Below are 17,253 nucleotides of genomic sequence, written 5' to 3' on the forward strand. Positions count from 1 at the left end.
AGATCGTAGCATGACAGCAACAGGTAGTGCCGCAGTACCAGGTCACGCATCGGCCATCGATGAAGACCGTCTTTACAGCAAGGTCAGTTGGCGCTTGATGCCGTTCTTGTGCCTGGGTTTTGTCGGCTCCTATCTCGATCGGGTCAATGTTGGCTTTGCCAAACTGCTGATGCTGAGCGACTTGCAATGGAGTGAAACCGTGTATGGGCTGGGCGCCGGGATTTTTTTCCTCGGATATGTGCTGCTGGAAGTACCGAGCAACCTGATTTTGCACAAGATCGGCGCGCGGCGCTGGCTGGCGCGCATCATGATAACGTGGGCGATTATTTCCGGCGCCACCGCGTTTGTGACCACGCCGATGCAATTTTATATCGCGCGCTTTTTGCTGGGTGTCGCTGAAGCGGGGTTCTTGCCGGGCGTGCTGCTGTATCTGACGTACTGGTACCCGGCCAATCGCCGTTCGCTGGCCACGGCGATGTTCGTCTGTGCGATTCCGCTGTCAGGCATCGTCGGCGGACCGTTGTCGGGATGGATCTTGAAAAATTTCCATGCCGTCGGCGGCCTGGCGGCCTGGCAATGGGTGTTCTTGCTGGAGGCGATCCCGTCGCTGGTGATCGGCGCTGCGATGCTGGTGTACCTGAATGACGGCATCCGCAAGGCTGGCTGGCTCAGCGAAGCCGAAAAACAGCTGTTGGAGCGTAATATCGAAAAAGATACGGCCACCAAGCACAGTCACTCCTTGCGCGCTGCGTTTAGCGACAGGCGTGTCTGGCTGTTGTCCCTGACTTATTTCACTACCGGCCTGGGAAATTATGCCTTGCTGTTCTGGCTGCCGTCGCTGATCCAGGCTACCGGCGTCAAGGATGTGCTCAATATCGGTTTGCTGAGCGCGATACCCTACATCGCCGGCGTGGCCGTGATGTTTTGGTGGAGTAACCATTCCGACCAACGCCAGGAACGCCGCTGGCACGCGATGGCCGGCATCACGCTCGGCGCCTTCGGCCTGGCGCTGAGCACCTTCTTCGGCGATAACACGGCGCTGGCAGTCTTCGCGCTGACGCTGGCGTCGATCGGCATCATGTCGTTCATCCCGGTATTCTGGGGCATGCCGACCGCCTTGCTCGGCGGCGTCGCGGCGGCGGCGGGGATCGGCGTGATCGCCAGCGTCGGCAATATGGCGGGTTTTTTCAGCCCATACCTGATCGGCTGGTTCAAGGATGCCACGCACAGCACCAACAGCGCGCTGTTGATCGTGTCGGCATTGATGATGGCGGGTGGGGTCGTCATGGTGACGGCGTTTCCGGCACGCCAGGAAAGCAAATAAACAGCAAGCTGATGCGCCAACTGTCGGGGTACACTCATCAGCAGGAACATGGGGTGGCCAGGAGCAATGCGCTGCGCCAGTTGCTGGCCGCACAGCGATAAAAAAGCCAGCCATAAAAAAACGCCGCCAGGGCTGATGACCCTTGCGGCGTGCTGGGGCTGCATCAATTCAATTTGCTGAATCAATCATCCGCATAAATATTCCTGTCCTTGGTTTCGCCGACGAACAGCGTGCCGATCACCACCGTGATCAGCGCGACGACGATCGGATACCACAGGCCATAATAAATGTCGCCCTTGAACGCGACCAGCGCGAACGCGGTGGTCGGCAGCAAGCCGCCGAACCAGCCGTTGCCGATATGGTAGGGCAGCGACATCGAGGTGTAGCGTATCCGGGTCGGGAACATTTCCACCAGCATCGCGGCGATCGGGCCGTACACCATCGTCACATACAGCACCAGGATAAACAGCAACAGCACCACCATCGGCTTGTTGATCTGCTCCGGATCGGCCTTGGCTGGGTAACCGGCGGCCTTGACGGCGGCGCCGATTTCTTTCTTGAACTCGGTTTCATGTTTCTTGCTTGCATCGTCGAAGTTCAAGCCGTCCGGCGTCATCACCGCGCTGAACGAGGTGAATTCCTTGTCGCCGATGCGGATCCTGGCGATGCTGCCGGCCGGCGCGTCTTCCTTGGTATAGTTGACCGAGCTGTTCGACAGGAAACCGGTGGCGATATCGCAAGACGACGGGAATTTCTTGGTGCCGGTCAAGTTGAACTGGAAGTGGCACGAGGCCGGATCGGCGACCACCACCACCGGCGAATTTTTCAGCGCCGCTTCCAGTTGCGGATTGGCGAAGTGGGTCAGGCCGCTGAAGATCGGGAAGTAGGTCGCCGCCGCGATCAGGCAACCGCCGAGGATGATGTACTTGCGGCCGATGCGGTCCGACAGGGTGCCGAAGAACAGGAAGAACGGCGTCGCCAGCAGCAGCGCGATGGCAATCAGTACGTTGGCCGTGGCCAGGTCCACTTTCAGCGTCTGTATCATGAAGAACAGCGCGTAGAACTGGCCGGTGTACCACACCACGGCCTGGCCGGCGGTCAGGCCGATCAGCGCCAGGATCACGATTTTCAGGTTTTTCCATTGGCCGAACGCTTCGCTGAGCGGGGCTTTCGAGGTCTTGCCTTCGGCTTTCATCTTGGCGAAGGCCGGCGATTCATTCATCGCCAGACGGATCCACACCGAAATGCCCAGCAGCAGCACCGACACCAGGAACGGCACGCGCCAGCCCCAGGCGGTAAAGCCTTCCTCGCCGATCGCCAGGCGGGTGCCGAGGATCACCATCAGCGACAGGAAAAAGCCCAGCGTGGCGGTGGTCTGTATCCATGCCGTGAACGCGCCGCGCTTGCCTTCCGGCGCGTGTTCGGCGACATAGGTCGCCGCGCCGCCGTATTCGCCGCCCAAGGCCAGGCCTTGCAAGATGCGCAGGATCACCAGGATGATGGGCGCGGCGATGCCGATCGACGCATAACCCGGCAGCAAGCCGACGATGAAGGTGGAGCCGCCCATGATCAGGATGGTGATCAGGAAAGTGTATTTACGGCCGATCATGTCGCCCAGGCGGCCGAACACGAGGGCGCCGAAGGGCCGCACGATAAAGCCTGCGGCGAACGCCAGCAGCGCGAAAATGAAGGTGGTGGTCGGGTCGCCGACGAAAAACTGCTTGGCGATGATGGATGCGAGCGAACCGTACAGGTAAAAATCGTACCATTCGAATACAGTGCCGAGCGAAGATGCAAAGATGACCTTGCGTTCTTCAGGCGTGATCGGCGTTCCCTTGGTGGAACTCTTCCGTACGTCGGCCGGGCCGGAGGTTGATGCCATGGTTTGTCTCCCTATCATTATAAGAACCGCTGCCGCCGATGCGATGTCTGTGCATCATGTGCATCCTGTTCGGCAACTGTTCCGGAGTGTGGGCGCTGAACCTTACGTCATGCTTGCTTCAAACTTACGCCGAACTTACAAAAAACTTATCAAAGGAAAAATCTTGTCGAATTTGCGAACGATCGTGCTGAAATGTGCTATTCTCGTTTCAGCGATTCACCGAGCACCAGATAAAACCATTCCATAAGGAGACAATCATGATAGACGCCGTCATCGTATCGACCGCCCGCACCGGCCTGGCCAAATCCTGGAAAGGCGCATTCAACATGACCCATGGCGCCACGCTGGGCGGCCATGTGCTGCGGGCGGCGATCGCCCGCGCCACTATCGAGGCCGGCGAAGTCGAGGATGTGCTGATCGGCTGCGCCAACCCGGAAGGCGCTACCGGCGGCAATATCGCGCGCCAGGTCGCCATCCGCGGCGGCTGTCCGGTGACCACCGCCGGCATGACCGTCAACCGTTTTTGCTCGTCCGGCCTGCAAACCATCGCGCTGGCGGCGCAGCGCATCATCGCCGGCGAAGGCGACATCTATGCGGCGGGCGGCGTCGAATCGATTTCTTGCGTGCAGCAAGAGATGAATATGCATATGTACAAGGAAGTCTGGCTGGAGCAGCACAAGCCGGAAATCTACTGGTCGATGCTGCAAACGGCGGAAACCGTTGCCAGGCGCTACAACATCAGCCGCGAGCGGCAAGACGCATATGGCGTGCAAAGCCAGCAGCGCGCCGCCGCCGCACAGGCCGCCGGCCGTTTCAATGAGGAAATCGTGCCGATGACCACCGTCATGGGCGTGGCCGACAAGACCAGCGGCATGTTGCTGAGCCGCGAAGTGACGATCACCGCCGATGAAGGCATCCGCGCCGATACCACGCTGGAAGGCGTGTCGAAGATCCGCACGGCGCTGCCGGGCGGCGTCATCAGCGCCGGCAACGCCAGCCAATTTTCGGATGGCGCCTCGGTCGCCATCGTGATGAACGCCAAGGTGGCCGAAGCGAAAGGCTTGCAGCCGCTGGGCATCTTCCGCGGCTTTGCCGTGGCCGGCTGCGAACCGGATGAGATGGGCATCGGCCCGGTGTATGCGATACCCAAGCTGCTGAAAAAGGCCGGCTTGAGCGTGTCCGATATCGGCTTGTGGGAATTGAATGAGGCGTTCGCGGTGCAAGTGCTGTATTGCGCCGACACGCTGGGCATCCCGATGGACCGCTTGAACGTGAATGGCGGCGCGATCGCGGTCGGCCATCCTTACGGCGTATCGGGCGCCCGCCTGACTGGTCACGCCTTGATTGAAGGCAAGCGCCGTGGCGTCAAGTACGTGGTCGTGACCATGTGCATCGGCGGCGGCCAGGGCGCGGCGGGCCTGTTTGAAGTAGTATAAGCAGCGCCAGCTACCAGCGGGCGCCCGGTGCAGGCGCCCGTTTTTTCATACCATCAGGGACACTATGCAATCAACCATCCTGTCGCGGCGCGATATCGACTTCATGTTGTACGAATGGCTGCAGGTCGAGGCATTGACCGACCGGCCGCGCTTCCAGGACCACAGCCGCGAAACCTTCGACGCCGCCATCGATACCGCCGAGCAGATCGCCAGCGAATTGTTTGCGCCGCATAACAAAAAGAGCGACCAGCAAGAACCGCGGGTGGTCGATGGCGCAGTGGTCATCATTCCCGAGGTCAAGACCGCACTCGACGCATTTTCGGCGGCCGGCTTGATGGCCGCCGGCCAGGATTACGAACTGGGCGGCATGCAATTGCCGGTGGTGCTCGAAAAAACCTTGTCGGCCTATTTCACTGCGGCCAATGTCGCCACCGCGTCCTATACCTTCTTGACGGTCAGCAATGCCAATACCTTGCTCACGTGCGGCACGCCGCTGCAAGTGGAGCGTTTCGTCAAGCCCATGTTCGACGGCAAGTTTTTCGGCACCATGTGTTTGTCGGAACCGCAAGCCGGCTCCAGCCTGTCCGACATCGCTACCCGCGCCGAGCCCGATCCGGCCGATGGCCCGGAAGGCGAACGCCAGTATCGTTTGAGCGGCAACAAGATGTGGATCTCCGGCGGCGAGCATAATCTGGCCGGCAATATCGTGCATCTGGTGCTGGCCAAGATTCCCGGCCCGGACGGTCGCCTGATTCCCGGCGTCAAGGGTATTTCACTGTTTATCGTGCCGAAATTCCTGGTCGAGGCCGATGGCGCCTTGGGCGAACGCAACGACGTGGTGCTGGCCGGTTTGAATCACAAGATGGGCCATCGCGGCACCAGCAATTGCCTGTTGAACTTTGGAGAAGGCAAGTTCCAGCCGCAAGGCAAGGGCGGCGCGATCGGCTACCTGGTCGGCCAGCCGCACCAGGGGCTGGCGAATATGTTTCACATGATGAACGAGGCGCGCATCGCGGTCGGGCTGGGCGCGGCGGTGCTCGGCTACACCGGTTATCTGCATGCGCTCGATTATGCGCGCAACCGGCCGCAGGGGCGCCATCCGGCCGCGAAAGATCCGGCCCAGCCGCAAATCGCCATCATCGGCCATACCGACGTGCGGCGCATGCTGCTGGCGCAAAAGGCGTATGTCGAAGGCGGCCTGGGATTGGTGCTGTACAGCGCCAGCCTGGTCGATGAAGCGCGCAGCGCCGAGACGCCGCAAGCGCGGGCCAAGGCCAACCGCTTGCTGGATTTCCTGACGCCGGTCACCAAGTCGTGGCCGTCGCAGTGGTGCCTGGAAGCGAATAGCCTGGCGATCCAGGTGCATGGCGGTTATGGTTATACCCGTGAATATAATGTCGAACAGTTTTACCGCGACAACCGCTTGAATGCGATCCACGAAGGCACGCACGGCATCCATGGCTTGGACTTGCTGGGCCGCAAGGTGGTGATCCAGGATGGCGCGCTGTTCAACACGTTTGGCGACGAAATCGCGGCCACCGTGGACCAGGCGCGCAGCGCGGCTGGCCTGCCGGCGCCGTTGAGGGCCGAATTGCAAGGCCACGCCAGCTTGCTCGAGTCGACCTGGAAGCGGGTCGGACAAGTCACCCGCGGCTTGTATGCGGTGGACGACATGAACCGGACGCTGGCCAACGCCAGTGTCTACCTGGAAGCGGTCGGCCATGTGGTGGTGGCCTGGATCTGGTTGCGGCAGGGCTTGCTGGCGGCCGGCAGGGACGACGACTTTTATCGCGGCAAAGTGCAGGCTTGCCGTTATTTCTTCCACTGGGAATTACCGAAGGTCCAGCAACAGCTTGATTTATTGGAAAGTGTAGACACCACCACGCTCGATATGCAAGATGCGTGGTTTTAATCCGGAGCGCCGAAAAAACGCCGATGGCGGCGTTGCATTGCCCTGAGCATTTTTCGGCGCTGTTACATAATGAGCAAAGATACCCATGATCAAACACATCGTTTTTTGGAAATTAAAGGAACACGCCGAAGGCAACGACCGCGCCACGAACGCCATCAAGGCCAAGCAATTGCTCGATGCTTGTTCGGCACTGGTGCCGGGCATCTTGAAATTCGAGGCGGTGATCGCCCAGCCGGGGCTGGAAGCGACCTATGACCTGGCCTTGTACAGCGAGTTCGACAGCAAGGAATCACTGGACGCTTACCAGAACCATCCGGAACACGCATTGATCAAGCCATTCTTCGGCGCCGTGCGCGAAGCGCGGCAATGCATGGATTACGCAGTCTGAACAAAAAGGGACATGATGCGCACTACACAACAATTGTTCGATTTGAGCGGTAAAACCGCGCTGGTCACCGGAGGCTCGCGTGGCCTGGGCTTGCAAATGGCGCTGGCGCTGGGCGAGCAGGGCGCCACGGTGGTGATTTCTTCCCGCAAGCAGGCCGAGCTGGACCAGGCCGTGGCCTTCCTGGCCGAGCACAAAGTCACCGCCTACGCCGTCGCCGCCGATTTGTCGCAGGACGCCGCCGTCACGCACCTGGTCGATAGCGCGCTGGAAAAGCTCGGCCACATCGATATCCTGATCAACAACGCTGGCGCCACCTGGGGCGCGCCGGCCGAGGATCATCCGGTCGAAGCGTGGGACAAGGTGATGAACTTGAACGTGCGCAGCATCTTCCTGATGTCGCAAGCGGTCGGCAAACGCTCGATGATACCGCGCAAATACGGCCGCATCATCAATATCGCGTCGATCGCCGGCCTGTCCGGCAATCCTCCCGGCACCATGCAGACCATCGGCTACAACACCTCGAAAGCGGCGCTGATCAACTTTACCCGCACGCTGGCTGGCGAGTGGGGCGCGCATGGCATCACCGTGAACGCGATCGCCCCGGGCTTTTTCCCGTCGAAGATGACCAAGGGCATCCTGCAGCAACTGGGCGCAGACGAATTGTCGAAGGGCGTGCCATTGCAACGCATCGGCGACGATGAAGATCTCAAAGGCGCGGCGCTGCTGTTCGCGTCCGACGCAGGCAAGCACATCACCGGCCAGACGCTGGCGGTGGATGGCGGCGTTTCCGCTGTTTAAACAGACTGACAGGAGTTCCCATGACAACCTTCCAACGCATCGTACTGGCATCCCGGCCGCAAGCCGAAGTTCATCCGGAAAACTTCCGGCTTGAAACCCAGGAAATCCCGGCCATCACCGATGGCCAGGTGTTGATTCGCAACCATTATCTGTCGCTCGACCCGTATATGCGCTGGCGCATGAACGAGACCAAAAGCTACGCCGCGCCGCAAGCGCTGGACGAAACCATGATAGGCGGCGGCGCCGGCCAGGTGATCGAATCGAAGAACCCGAAATTCGCGGTCGGCGACTTTGTCACCGGTACCCTGGGCTGGACCGAAATCGCCGTCTCGGACGGTACCATGCTGCGCAAGGTCGATACCACCCATATTCCGTTGTCGGCGTTTGTCGGCGTGGTCGGCATGCCCGGCATGACCGCCTGGTTCGGCGTGAACCAGATCATGGCGCCGAAAGCCGGCGAAACGGTGCTGGTGTCGGCGGCCAGCGGCGCGGTCGGCGGCGTGGTCGGGCAATTGGCGAAATTGCGCGGCTGCCGCGTGGTCGGCATCGCCGGCGGCGCGGAAAAGTGTGCCTACGTGGTCGAGCAACTGGGGTTCGACGCCTGCATCGATTACAAGGCCGGCAATTTGCAAGCCGACCTGGCGGCCGCGACGCCGAACGGCATCGATGCGATTTTCGAAAATGTCGGCGGCCAGGTGTTCGACACGGCATTGCCAATGACCAATGCCTTTGCCCGCGTCGCGCTGTGCGGCTGGATTGCCGGCTACAACGGCGAAGAAACGCCGATCCGCAATGCGGTCTTCTTGCTGAGCAACCGCATCACCTTGCGTGGTTTTGTCGTGGTGGAAAACATGGAATTCTGGCCGCAAGGCTTGTCCGAACTGGGCTTGCTGGTGGCCAGCGGCAAGCTGATTTTCCGTGAAACCATCGCCGACGGCTTGGCCGCCGCACCGCAAGCGTTTATTGGGCTGCTCAAGGGCAAAAATTTCGGCAAACAACTGGTGAAACTGATCTGATGAAAAATTTCCACAATAAGGTTGCCGTCATCACTGGCGGCGCCAGCGGCTTGGGCCGTGAATTCGCGGTCCAGGCCGCACGACTGGGCATGAAGCTGGTGCTGGCCGATGTGCAGCAAGATACGCTCGATGCCACCCGGACTGACCTGGAAGACGCCGGCGCCGATGTGCTGGCGATGCTGTGCGACGTGCGCAAGGGCGAGCAAGTGCAAGCGTTGGCCGACGCCACGATGGCCAAATACGGCGCGGTGCACCTGCTGTTCAATAATGCGGGCGTCGGCTCCGGCGGCTTGATCTGGGAAAACAGCGAGGCCGACTGGGAGTGGGTGCTGGGCGTCAACCTGTGGGGCGTGATCCATGGCGTGCGCATTTTTACCAGGCTGATGCTGGACTGCGCCAGGAAAGATCCCGATTACCAGGGGCATATCGTCAACACCGCGTCGATGGCCGGTTTGTTGAACGCGCCGGTGATGGGCGTCTACAACGTCTCCAAGCATGCGGTGGTGTCGCTGGCGGAAACCCTGTACCACGACTTGAAACTGGTCGAAGCGCCCATCGGCACCTCGGTACTGTGTCCATACTTTGTGCCGACCGGCATCAACCAGTCGCACCGCAACCGTCCCGACGACGTGCGCATCAGCGGCCGGCCGACGGCCAGCCAGTTGGCGTCGCAGGCGTTGACCGATAAAGCCGTGACCTCGGGCAAGATATCGGCTGCGCAAGTGGCGCAGCTCACCTTCGATGCGATCCGCGACGAGCAGTTCTATATCTATTCGCACCCGCAGGCGCTGGGCGGCGTGCAAGAACAGATGGAAGCGCTGGTACAGCATAAAAATCCGCCCGATCCTTACAAGGCGACGCCGCATGTCGGCGAATTGCTGCGCAAGAGCATGAAAGCTGCAAGCTGAGACTTGCCGTGCGACAATCATGGCTTGTTAAACTTTGCCAGATGCAACATGACGATGAGCAGCCATGAAATCCGCTTCGGCGCCTGGGATGCCTTGGGCGCCGACGCGACCGCGATCCGCTTTGAAGTATTCGTCGACGAACAGAATGTGCCGGCCGAGATCGAACTCGACGACATGGATGCGCTATCCCTGCATGCGGTCGCGTACGATGCCGCCGGCATCGCGCTGGGCACCGGCCGTTTGTTGCCGGATGGCCATATCGGCCGCATGGCGGTGCGCAAGGCTGGGCGCGGCACCGGCGTCGGCGGCGCGATCTTGCAAGCGTTGATGGCCAAGGCCCGCGAGCGTGGCGACAAGGTGCTGGTGCTGAATGCCCAGACCGTCGCCGCGCCGTTTTATGCGCAACATGGTTTTGTCCAGCGCGGCGCGGAGTTTTCCGAGGCGGGCATTGCGCATATCGAGATGACGCTGAATTTTTAAGCTCGCAAGCCGGGGCGTCTGCCCCGGCTATCGTCATCTTTACTGAATCACCAGCTCGTGCAATTCCCCCGGCGCATCGGCGTACAGCTTGACCACGGTCGAGGTGCGCGTGCCGTAGCCCGGTGTCTCGATGCAGACCGCCGACAAGACCCGTTCCAGGTCGAGCGGCACGCCAGTGTCCGGCAGGCGGAAATCCGGCGCGCGGGTGGTGTCCGCCAGCATCTCGAAATACGCTTCGTCCGGCGCACCCTGGCATAACAGGCTGGCGAATTGCGCCTTGGTTTTCAGCACTTTCGGCCATGGCGCGTCGAGCAGCGCGTTCGACAAGCCGTAAATGCCGGGTTCCATCGGCAAGCCGTTGCGCTGGTCGCCGTCGCCGCGGTTGGAAAACCAGATCAGCGTATCGCGGTCGCCCAGCACCAGGTTAAACCCGTTATACGCCTCGCCGCCATCCTTGATCTGACGCACGTATTCCTGCGCGCTCATGCTGCCGGCCAGGTAATCGGCCACCAGCGCGCCGCGCGACGGGGCGTCGCTGCGCCGGTCTTGCGGGCTGCGGATATTGGTGATGGCGGCAAAGCGCGAATTGCCATTGCCTTCATCGGTGATGCCCATCCAGCTGCCGCCGGCGCGCAGGTCACGTCCGCCATAGATTTTCGGGTTTTCCGGCCAGGCGCCGGCCGGTGCGCTGGCGCGTTCATAAAATTCGTCGCGGTTGGCGGCGGCGATCAGCGGCACGCCGGGAATGACTTTCCAGGCAAAAACAATCAGGCACATGGCGGCAGGTCCATAAAAATTTCTGTATGGCGCGGCCCTGCGGTCCAAGCCGGCAATCCGGCATCCAGCACGGCGCTGTCGAGCGCGAACTGGAAGCCGTCCGGCGTGGCCGGATACACTTCCATCCAGGTCAGCATGCCGTCCTTGCTGCCGGGACGGCGCTTCAACTGGCCAGGCACGCCGTGTTCCTGCGACAAGCGTGCTTGCATGCCGGTCACCAAGCCTTGCAAGACGGGCGCATGTTCTTCCCGCACCTGGTAATAAATATAGAGATCGATCATGGCAGCCGATTACAGATCGAGTGCGTCCAGCACGTACGGCATGCTCAGGAAGCGCAGCGGCGCGCCGGATGCGGAACCGAGGCGCACCGATTGCTCCAGGCCGTGGCCTTGCGAAATCGCCGCCAGTTTCATTTCCACCAGCGCATCGATGCCGCCGTCGCCATTCGGCGCCGCGTTGACGATCATGCCGCATGGCTGTTCCGGATCGGCCACCGCAAACACTTCATCGCCCGGCTTGGCGCTGCTGTCGGCGATGCTGACCAGCGTGGTGCGGCGTTTCAGTTTGCCGAGGTATTGGCTGCGGGCGACGATTTCCTGGCCCGGGTAGCAGCCTTTCTTGAAATTGACGCCGCCCAGCAATTCGTAATTGACCATTTGCGGCACGAATTGTTCTTGCGTGGCGCTGCCGATTTGCGGCACGCCGGCATGCACCTCGGACAAGCGCCAGGCATCGTTGCCGCCCTTGGACAGGGTCTGGACCAGCAATGGCCAGACGCTGGCCGCGGTGCTGGCCGACATCAGCCACTGGTAGCGCGGCGCGCCGAACGCGTCGGCCACGCGCAGCAGCGTGCCGTGTTGATGATCGAGTTTTTCATGGGCCGCGCCAGGCAGGCTTGCAAACCAGCGCTGCAGCGCCACATCGGCCTTGGCGCCGCCGATGCCGAGGATGACTTGATTGGCTTCGTCGGCGCTGGCGTCGTGCAGCTTGGCCTTGGCGCGCAGCACGAACATCTGCAAACGCTTTTGCAACGCGGCCTGGATGTCGCGCGGCAGTTGCAGATAAATCGTCGTTTCATTGCGCCACATCAAGAAGCTGGCCAGCAGCCGGCCCTTGGGCGAGCAATAACCGGCCAGGCGGACTTGGGTCGAAGTCAAATGTTCTACGTCATTGGTCAATTGACTATGCAGGAAGGACGCCGCGTCGTCGCCAGTGATGCCGATCAAGCCCTGGTCGGTGACTGGCGCGACAAAACCGTCGGCCAGCTCGGCGGCCGTCAGCGTCTTGCCAAAGTCACTGATACGCTCGTCGCTGATATTCGCGCCCTGCAATACTAAAAATTGATTCCAGTTGTTCATAATTTCCAATAGATTGACGATTAAAGCATTATCATTACGGGCTCATTATAGTGATGTCCCGCGAATCGCGCCGGGCAGTGGAAAAACAGGACCAGCGGCAACGGTGGTTACCAGCAATAACAACATGCACAAGATGAATCGTTACGATGGCTTTTATAAAAAAAATTGTAGTTAGCTCCATCATTGCCGTACTGGCCGCCGGCGGCGGTTTTGCGTACTGGGCGCGGCAAGCCATCATCCAGGACGAGCCGGCGATCGACTTCACGATCGCACCGGGCAGCGGCGCCCACGCGGCCGGCCAGCAAATCGCCGAAGCCGGCGTGCCGATCGAACCGTTGCTGTTCAATCTGCTGGCGCGGCTCACCAACCAGACGTCGCGCCTGAAGGCCGGTTCCTACGAATTGAAACCCGGCACCACGCCGCTGCGCTTGCTGGCGCAATTGGCGCGCGGCGAATTCGCCCAGGAATCGCTGACCATCATTGAAGGCTGGACTTTCAAGCAGATGCGGCTGGCGATGGCCAATCACAAGGGCTTGAAGCACGATACCGAAAATCTGAACGATGCGCAGCTGATGGCCAGGATCACGCCGGAATATCAAAAGCCCGAAGGCTTGTTTTTCCCGGATACCTATCTGTTTGCCAAGGGTTCCAGCGAGTTACAGATTTTCAAGCAGGCGCACACGATGATGATGGCGCGCCTGAACGAGGCGTGGGAAAAGCGCGACCCGGCCTTGCCGTATAAAAATCCGTACGAGGCGCTGATCATGGCCTCGATCGTCGAAAAGGAAACCGGCCAGAAATCCGAGCGCGCCATGATCGCCGGCGTGTTCGTCAACCGCCTGAAGGTCGGCATGCTGCTGCAAACCGACCCGACCGTGATCTACGGCATGGGCGACAAATACGATGGCCGCATACGCAAACGCGACCTGGAAACCGACACCCCGTACAATAGCTATACCCGCAGCGGCTTGCCGCCGACGCCGATCGCCTTGCCGGGCGTGCAATCGCTGACGGCGGCCTTGTCGCCAGCCAGGACGCCGGCGCTGTATTTCGTGGCCCGCGGCGATGGCACCAGCCAGTTTTCCGGCAACCTGGCCGACCATAACCGGGCAGTGAACCAATATATACTGAATAAATAATAAACTAAATAAATAACAAGTTCCGATAAGAAGCGACGTTTCATGACACAAAGCACCACACCCGCCCGTTTCATCAGCTTCGAAGGCATCGATGGCGCCGGCAAATCGACCCATATCGGCTTTGTCGCCGCGTTCCTGCAGCAGCGCGGCATCGCGCTGGTATCGTCGCGCGAACCGGGCGGCACCGAACTGGGCGAAAAGCTGCGCGATTTATTGCTGCACCAAAAGATGCACCTGGAAACCGAAGCGTTGCTGATGTTCGCCAGCCGCCGCGAACACATCGCGCAAGTGATCGCGCCGGCGCTGTCCCGTGGCGAGTGGGTGATTTCGGACCGGTTCAGCGACGCCAGTTTTGCCTACCAGGGCGGTGGCCGCGGCCTGGATTTGCAAAAAATGGAAGCGCTGGAGCAGTGGGTGCATCCGCATTTGCAGCCGGACCTGACCTTGCTGTTCGACGTGCCGCTGGAAGTGGCGCGCGCGCGGCTCGACGCGACCCGCGCGCTGGACAAGTTCGAGCAGGAGCAAGCCGACTTTTTCGCCGCCACGCGGCGCGAATACCTGCGCCGCGCGGCGCAGTTTCCCGGCCGCTTCCGCATCATCGATTCGACCCGCGGCATCGCCGACATTCAAGTGCAACTGGCGGCCATACTTGAAGTATTACTTGAGACAGGTGTTCCAGGGTATTGATTTCAATTTCTGGAATTCACTTCAATATAGCTTCATAAGTATTTGTTTTTAAAAAGAATATCATCATGAGCAGTTCACTTTATCCATGGCAGGAAGCCGCCTGGACGCAATTGCAGCAATTGCGCCAACGCATGCCGCATGCGATCCTGTTCCATGGCGCGGCCGGCATCGGCAAGTCGGGCTTCATCGAGCACTTTGCCCAGTCGCTGCTGTGCGAAGCCGTGCGGCCGGACGGCCATGCCTGCGGCGCTTGTGCATCGTGCGGCTGGTTTTCGCAGCACAACCATCCCGACTACCGCCGCGTGCGGCCGGAAGCGCTGGAAGACGAAGCGCCGGCCGATGGCGAAGAGGGCGAAGCGGATGGCGCGAGGAAAACCGCCAAGTCGACCAAGGCGCCGTCGAAAGACATCAAGATCGAGCAAATCCGCAACCTGGCGGACTTCATGAATATTTCGACCCACCGCCAGGGCTTGCGCGTGGTGGTGCTGTATCCGGCCGAGGCGCTGAATACGCCGGCCTCGAACGCCTTGCTGAAAACGCTGGAAGAGCCGCCGCCGGGCACCTTGTTCTTGCTGGCGTCGAACAGCCTGGATCGTTTGTTGCCGACCATCTTGTCGCGCTGCAGGAAATTCGCCTTGCCGATGCCCAGCCATGAACAGGCGCTGGCCTGGCTCAAGGGACAGGGCTTGAACGACGCCGACAGCTGGCTGCGCGAGCAGGGCGGTGCGCCGCTGGCGGCGCTGGCCCAGTCCGAGACCGGCAGCCGCGACGATACTGAAGCGTTGCTGCAATTATTGGCGCATCCAAGCGTTGAAGGCGCGTTGAAAATTGCCGACAAATTGCAGAAAGCACCGCTGGCGCCCTTGGTTGCCTGCTTGCAGCGCTGGCTTTATGATGTCTTTTCGTACAAACTGGCAGGAAACATCCGTTACTATCCGCGTTATCGGCGTGAACTGGACAGCTTGGCCGGCAAGATCCATATCGGCCGGCTGATGGCCGCGCTCAAGAGCGTCAACGACCGGCGCGCGATCGCCGACCATCCGCTGTCGCCGAAGCTGTTCATTGAAGACATGCTGCTCGATTACGCCGCATGCTGCGCCTGAAAGGATTTGCATGAGCATGAACGACAGCCTGCCGGAAAACAAGACTGCGCCGTTGGCGCGGCCGACGGTACTGTCGCTGGCGATCCGTGAAAAGGCTGCCTTGTACGCCGCGTATATGCCATTCCTGAAAAATGGCGGCATGTTCGTCCCGACCCAGCGCACCTTCAAGATCGGCGACGAGGTCTACCTGATCATGCTGCTGATGGACGACGCCGACAAATACCAGGTGGCCGGCAAGGTCGCGTGGATCACGCCGGCCGACGCCAACAATAACAAGGCGCAAGGCATCGGCGTGCATTTCCCGGACGACGACAGCGGCCAGCGCACCAAGGCGCGCATCGAAGACATCCTCGGCGCCGCGTTGCGCTCGTCGCGCGCCACGCATACCTTGTAGAGTTTCCTGTGCTGGCGAGCCGCGCGCCGCTCGCGTACAATCGTGGCATGTATATCGATTCCCATTGCCACATCAATTTCCCCGAGCTGGCCGCTCGTATGCCTGAAATCCTCGCCAGGATGGCGGAAAACAAGGTGACCCACGCCTTGTGCGTATCGGTCGATTTACCGGACTTCCCGCAAGTGCTGGCGTTGGCCGAACAATATCCGCACATCTACGCTTCGGTCGGCGTGCATCCCGATTATGAAGATACGCCGGAACCGGGCGTCGAGGAGCTGGTGCGTCTGGCCGATCACCCGAAAATTATCGCCATCGGCGAAACCGGCCTCGATTATTTCCGCCTGACCGGTGACCTGGAATGGCAGCGCGAGCGTTTTCGGACCCACATCAAAGCGTCAAGAATCACGCGCAAGCCTTTGATTATCCACACCAGAGCGGCCAGTGAAGATACCATTCGCATCATGCGCGAAGAGGGCGCCGGCACCGAGGCGGGCGGTGTGGCAGGCGTCATGCACTGTTTCACCGAATCGCTGGAAGTGGCCAGGGCCGCCATCGACATGGGTTTTTATATTTCATTTTCCGGCATCGTGACCTTCAAGAGCGCCAAGGATTTGCAGGCGGTGGCGTTGGCCGTGCCGCTGGAGCGCATCCTGATCGAAACCGATTCGCCCTATCTGGCGCCGGTGCCGTTCCGCGGCCGCATGAATGAACCCGGTTATGTGATGCACGTGGCGGAATACCTGGCCACGCTGAAAGGCATTCCGCTGGCCCAGGTGGCGCAGCAGACTTCTGATAATTTCTTCAAATTATTCAATCAGGTACGGTGACCTTTTGATGTTCAATATAACGGTAAAACGCAGCATTGCAGCCATCCTGACGGCCTGTGTCTGGTCGGTTCACGCGGTTGCCGGTGCGGCTTCCGACGAAGTGGCGTTTTCCCGTTCGGCACAGATCGACGACGTGCGCACCGTGCAACAGATGATGGAGCAGGGCATCGATCCCAACATGAAGGAACGCCAGCGCGGCGATCCGATGATGGTGCTGGCCTTGCGTGAAGATTCCAACAAGGTATTTCAATTACTGCTGGAACAGCCGAAGATCAACCTGGAAGCGCGTTCCGGCAATGGCGACACGGCCTTGATGATGGCGTCGTACAAGCATAACAAGCCGGCGGTGCTGGCCTTGCTGGCCAAGGGCGCGCAGGTCAACCAGACCGGCTGGAGCGCGCTGCACTATGCGGCCGCCGCTGGCGATGATGAGATCGTCAATATCTTGCTGGCGCGTCAGGCCGACCTGAACGCCCGTTCGCCTGACCAGATCACGCCGCTGATGTTCGCCGCGCGCGAAGGGCAAGACCACATCGTGGCTGTGCTGCTGGCGGCCGGCGCCGACGCCACACTGAAAAGCGTGCATGGCTGGGATGCCGCCCAATTCGCGCGGGCCGCCGACAAACCGAAGATCGCCGCCGTCATCGACGCGCATCTGAAGGCCGGGGGCGGTCAATAAGCAAGTAAACGTAGTAGTAGCTTCCTGATATCTTTCCCTGGCGCCAACAGTTGAATTGGCGCACTAATCCCAGCCATCTCCCCGCTTTGGTTTTGCTCCTGATTAACGATAATGGCCCTGTCGCCATATTCCATCAATCAGGAGA

The 17,253-nt window shown here is 60.5% G+C and carries 18 protein-coding genes; 14 read left to right on the forward strand and 4 right to left on the reverse strand.

Features of this window, described 5'->3' with window-relative positions; genetic code table 11:
* Window positions 1-10: 10 nt before the first annotated feature.
* Complete coding sequence (locus tag GJA_RS11290; protein WP_038492165.1) at window positions 11-1,324, forward strand: MFS transporter; 1,314 nt, start codon at window positions 11-13, stop codon at window positions 1,322-1,324.
* A 181-nt stretch (window positions 1,325-1,505) separates the two neighbouring features.
* Here the strand turns inward: GJA_RS11290 and GJA_RS11295 are convergent, their stop codons facing one another.
* Window positions 1,506-3,206 carry an MFS transporter gene (locus tag GJA_RS11295; RefSeq protein ID WP_038492167.1) on the reverse strand — a complete coding sequence of 567 codons (1,701 nt, stop codon included), beginning with the start codon at window positions 3,204-3,206 and terminating at the stop codon, window positions 1,506-1,508.
* 257 nt (window positions 3,207-3,463) lie between these two features.
* Here GJA_RS11295 and GJA_RS11300 point away from each other — a divergent pair, with 257 nt between their 5' ends.
* The 7 genes from GJA_RS11300 (at window position 3,464) to GJA_RS11330 (ending at window position 10,144) form a co-directional block, all read left to right on the forward strand.
* Window positions 3,464-4,642, forward strand: coding sequence for an acetyl-CoA C-acyltransferase (locus tag GJA_RS11300; protein ID WP_038492171.1), 1,179 nt, complete (start codon window positions 3,464-3,466; stop codon window positions 4,640-4,642).
* 64 nt (window positions 4,643-4,706) lie between these two features.
* A complete protein-coding gene (locus GJA_RS11305; RefSeq protein WP_038492174.1) occupies window positions 4,707-6,554 on the forward strand; it encodes an acyl-CoA dehydrogenase in 1,848 nt (615 codons plus the stop codon).
* An 85-nt stretch (window positions 6,555-6,639) separates the two neighbouring features.
* The gene (locus tag GJA_RS11310) at window positions 6,640-6,942 is read left to right on the forward strand and encodes a Dabb family protein (protein ID WP_038492177.1); all 303 of its coding nucleotides are present in this window, start codon (window positions 6,640-6,642) and stop codon (window positions 6,940-6,942) included.
* A 15-nt stretch (window positions 6,943-6,957) separates the two neighbouring features.
* The gene (locus GJA_RS11315) at window positions 6,958-7,740 is read left to right on the forward strand and encodes an SDR family oxidoreductase (protein ID WP_038499536.1); all 783 of its coding nucleotides are present in this window, start codon (window positions 6,958-6,960) and stop codon (window positions 7,738-7,740) included.
* Window positions 7,741-7,760: 20 nt separating this feature from the next.
* Window positions 7,761-8,756 (forward strand): NADP-dependent oxidoreductase, encoded by a 996-nt coding sequence (locus GJA_RS11320; protein ID WP_038492180.1) that lies wholly within the window; start codon window positions 7,761-7,763, stop codon window positions 8,754-8,756.
* A complete protein-coding gene (locus GJA_RS11325; RefSeq protein ID WP_038492183.1) occupies window positions 8,756-9,664 on the forward strand; it encodes an SDR family oxidoreductase in 909 nt (302 codons plus the stop codon). The genes GJA_RS11320 and GJA_RS11325 overlap by 1 nt, the downstream gene beginning before the upstream one ends.
* Before the next feature lie 54 nt (window positions 9,665-9,718).
* The gene (locus tag GJA_RS11330; protein WP_422567933.1) at window positions 9,719-10,144 is read left to right on the forward strand and encodes a GNAT family N-acetyltransferase; all 426 of its coding nucleotides are present in this window, start codon (window positions 9,719-9,721) and stop codon (window positions 10,142-10,144) included.
* A gap of 39 nt (window positions 10,145-10,183) precedes the next feature.
* Here the strand turns inward: GJA_RS11330 and GJA_RS11335 are convergent, their stop codons facing one another.
* From GJA_RS11335 to ygfZ, 3 genes are read right to left on the reverse strand one after another with little or no spacing between them, the layout of a single operon-like run.
* Window positions 10,184-10,921, reverse strand: coding sequence for an NRDE family protein (locus tag GJA_RS11335; protein WP_038492190.1), 738 nt, complete (start codon window positions 10,919-10,921; stop codon window positions 10,184-10,186).
* On the reverse strand, window positions 10,912-11,202 hold the full coding sequence (locus GJA_RS11340; protein ID WP_051780679.1) for a DUF4936 family protein: 291 nt from the start codon (window positions 11,200-11,202) through the stop codon (window positions 10,912-10,914). Before GJA_RS11340 ends, GJA_RS11335 begins: the two co-directional genes overlap by 10 nt.
* A gap of 9 nt (window positions 11,203-11,211) precedes the next feature.
* Window positions 11,212-12,279: a CAF17-like 4Fe-4S cluster assembly/insertion protein YgfZ gene (ygfZ, locus tag GJA_RS11345; protein ID WP_038499542.1), complete on the reverse strand. Its 1,068-nt coding sequence runs from the start codon at window positions 12,277-12,279 to the stop codon at window positions 11,212-11,214.
* A 146-nt stretch (window positions 12,280-12,425) separates the two neighbouring features.
* Here ygfZ and mltG point away from each other — a divergent pair, with 146 nt between their 5' ends.
* From mltG to GJA_RS11375, 6 genes are all read left to right on the forward strand, one after another.
* Window positions 12,426-13,418: an endolytic transglycosylase MltG gene (gene mltG, locus GJA_RS11350; RefSeq protein ID WP_174525973.1), complete on the forward strand. Its 993-nt coding sequence runs from the start codon at window positions 12,426-12,428 to the stop codon at window positions 13,416-13,418.
* Between the two features lie 42 nt (window positions 13,419-13,460).
* On the forward strand, window positions 13,461-14,105 hold the full coding sequence (gene tmk, locus GJA_RS11355; protein ID WP_038492193.1) for a dTMP kinase: 645 nt from the start codon (window positions 13,461-13,463) through the stop codon (window positions 14,103-14,105).
* Window positions 14,106-14,170: 65 nt separating this feature from the next.
* Window positions 14,171-15,208 (forward strand): DNA polymerase III subunit delta', encoded by a 1,038-nt coding sequence (locus GJA_RS11360; RefSeq protein ID WP_038492196.1) that lies wholly within the window; start codon window positions 14,171-14,173, stop codon window positions 15,206-15,208.
* A 16-nt stretch (window positions 15,209-15,224) separates the two neighbouring features.
* Complete coding sequence (locus GJA_RS11365; RefSeq protein ID WP_038499549.1) at window positions 15,225-15,602, forward strand: PilZ domain-containing protein; 378 nt, start codon at window positions 15,225-15,227, stop codon at window positions 15,600-15,602.
* A gap of 47 nt (window positions 15,603-15,649) precedes the next feature.
* Window positions 15,650-16,429 carry a TatD family hydrolase gene (locus tag GJA_RS11370; RefSeq protein WP_038492199.1) on the forward strand — a complete coding sequence of 260 codons (780 nt, stop codon included), beginning with the start codon at window positions 15,650-15,652 and terminating at the stop codon, window positions 16,427-16,429.
* 7 nt (window positions 16,430-16,436) lie between these two features.
* Window positions 16,437-17,108, forward strand: a complete 672-nt coding sequence (locus tag GJA_RS11375; protein ID WP_038492202.1) for an ankyrin repeat domain-containing protein — start codon at window positions 16,437-16,439, stop codon at window positions 17,106-17,108.
* Window positions 17,109-17,253 lie beyond the last annotated feature (145 nt).

This window comes from Janthinobacterium agaricidamnosum NBRC 102515 = DSM 9628, assembly GCF_000723165.1.
Taxonomy (GTDB): Bacteria; Pseudomonadota; Gammaproteobacteria; order Burkholderiales; family Burkholderiaceae_D; genus Janthinobacterium; species Janthinobacterium agaricidamnosum.